4 protein-coding genes are annotated in these 1508 nt (G+C 41.4%); all 4 read right to left on the bottom strand.

Annotation, left to right across the window (positions count from 1 at the left end):
- Window positions 1-137 precede the first annotated feature (137 nt).
- Window positions 138-356: a major capsid protein gene (locus HMPREF2551_RS00085; RefSeq protein WP_070836707.1), complete on the bottom strand. Its 219-nt coding sequence runs from the start codon at window positions 354-356 to the stop codon at window positions 138-140.
- A gap of 86 nt (window positions 357-442) precedes the next feature.
- Window positions 443-646, bottom strand: coding sequence for a hypothetical protein (locus HMPREF2551_RS00080; protein WP_049336678.1), 204 nt, complete (start codon window positions 644-646; stop codon window positions 443-445).
- Window positions 647-659: 13 nt separating this feature from the next.
- Window positions 660-971, bottom strand: a complete 312-nt coding sequence (locus HMPREF2551_RS00075) for a hypothetical protein (protein WP_070836706.1) — start codon at window positions 969-971, stop codon at window positions 660-662.
- 12 nt (window positions 972-983) lie between these two features.
- Window positions 984-1508, bottom strand: a 525-nt coding sequence (locus HMPREF2551_RS00070) for a replication initiation factor domain-containing protein (RefSeq protein ID WP_210400270.1), incomplete at its 5' end; no start/stop codon positions are given.

Genomic DNA, 1508 nt, shown 5'->3' with positions numbered 1-1508 from the left:
ACTAAACTGAAATAGACGTTTTCGGCATCCTGACGGGTTGCATAACAATTATTTCCGACTTGGTAGCCCATTATTAAATACTCATGTCAATTAGTATTCAGACGACCTTTAAGGGGTCGTCTGAAATATGCTTCAAATTAGCGCAATACGCGGCGGATCAGCTGGATAGCGAAGATTGAAGCGATAATACCCAGTACGATGGCCGCAACGGATAACGCATCAGTTTTGGCAGTAGCAAGGTCGGTTTTAACGCTTTCAGGTACTTCGGCCCAAGCTTGAGTAGCGAAAGCCAGAGGTGCAGCGGCAACAACGGCCAGTTTTGCGCCGTATTTACGGCAAGTGTTCATCAACTTCATGATGTTTTCCTTAACGAAATGTTTAAAAAAAATGTGTTTGCGGGCTATGTGAAGGTTTTAGAGACCGCCCGCCGAGCCTCTTAAACTTAATCTTCTTTTGTATAAAAACTGAAAATTAAAAATTCGCCGCCGATTTCTTCAATCGCCGAACTGAAAGCGTCTTCATAGCTTTCATACTGACCGGCAGATTTAATATTGGGCGTAAAGCCAATATCGCCGAATGGATCGGGATAGATGAATTCATGATTTTCAAGTTCTTGAACAATAAATTTTTGCTGATACTTACTCATGATTCAGCCTTTCTTAGGCTTTGGGCGTTGCGCCTTTAACTTGGAAATCAAGCAATTTAGGAACGAGGCCTTTACCGGTTGATTCCATGGCGACGGTTACATCAACCGCACAAGGAAATTTAAGATTTTTCAGCTTGTCGAAATTATGGCTATCGCCAAACTTCATGCTTGCCGCGGTAAAGCCTACGGCATTGCCGTTTGAAGGCATGGGGCTGGCTACCAAAACTGTGCAAGAATCGATTTTGTTACCGTCGATTTCGCCTTTAAATTGTTTTGCGCCCAACAGGGTTGCTGAATACGTGGTTACTTGGCTTTGCTCAAACATTTTGAATTTCCTTTACTTGTTTAAAAAATTTGAAATAATTTTCTCTTCGAGTTCGATGTCTTTAATGTGTTGTTTTTCCCTGTCTTGTGGGAATGCGGTTTCTTTCTCATCAAGCAAATCATCAAGTAATGTTTGCATGTTCAAATCATCAATTGCTTTTTGCTCTTCGTGTATATACTGAATCTTTTGTGTCTGATCTCTACAATCGTATTGTTCAGGTTGTAACCCTTTGGGATAACCTTCAATGCCTTTTACAAGTTCATCGACGATTTTTGTATCATCCCAGCCTATATCGCGGAGGAAATTAACCATTTTTCCAACTTGATTACGCGCATGAAACAGTTTGTGATCGAAAGATAGATTTACTGTTTCTGTCTTGGCATCCATCCGCTTGGCTTCTGTTTTGAATATCGCCGTACATATCGGATAAGCACCACCAAGATACGAACCGGGATAAAGCAAAACATCTAAGGGAATTTCTATATCGCCCGCCCGAAATTCAGTTTCAAACCTGATCCATGGACTATTGACATCGCC

The organism is Neisseria sp. HMSC066H01 (genome assembly GCF_001837375.1).
In the GTDB taxonomy this organism is placed as follows: domain Bacteria; phylum Pseudomonadota; class Gammaproteobacteria; order Burkholderiales; family Neisseriaceae; genus Neisseria.
Note: the sequence above shows the minus strand (reverse complement) of the source record. Positions and strands in the feature narration are given on the sequence as shown.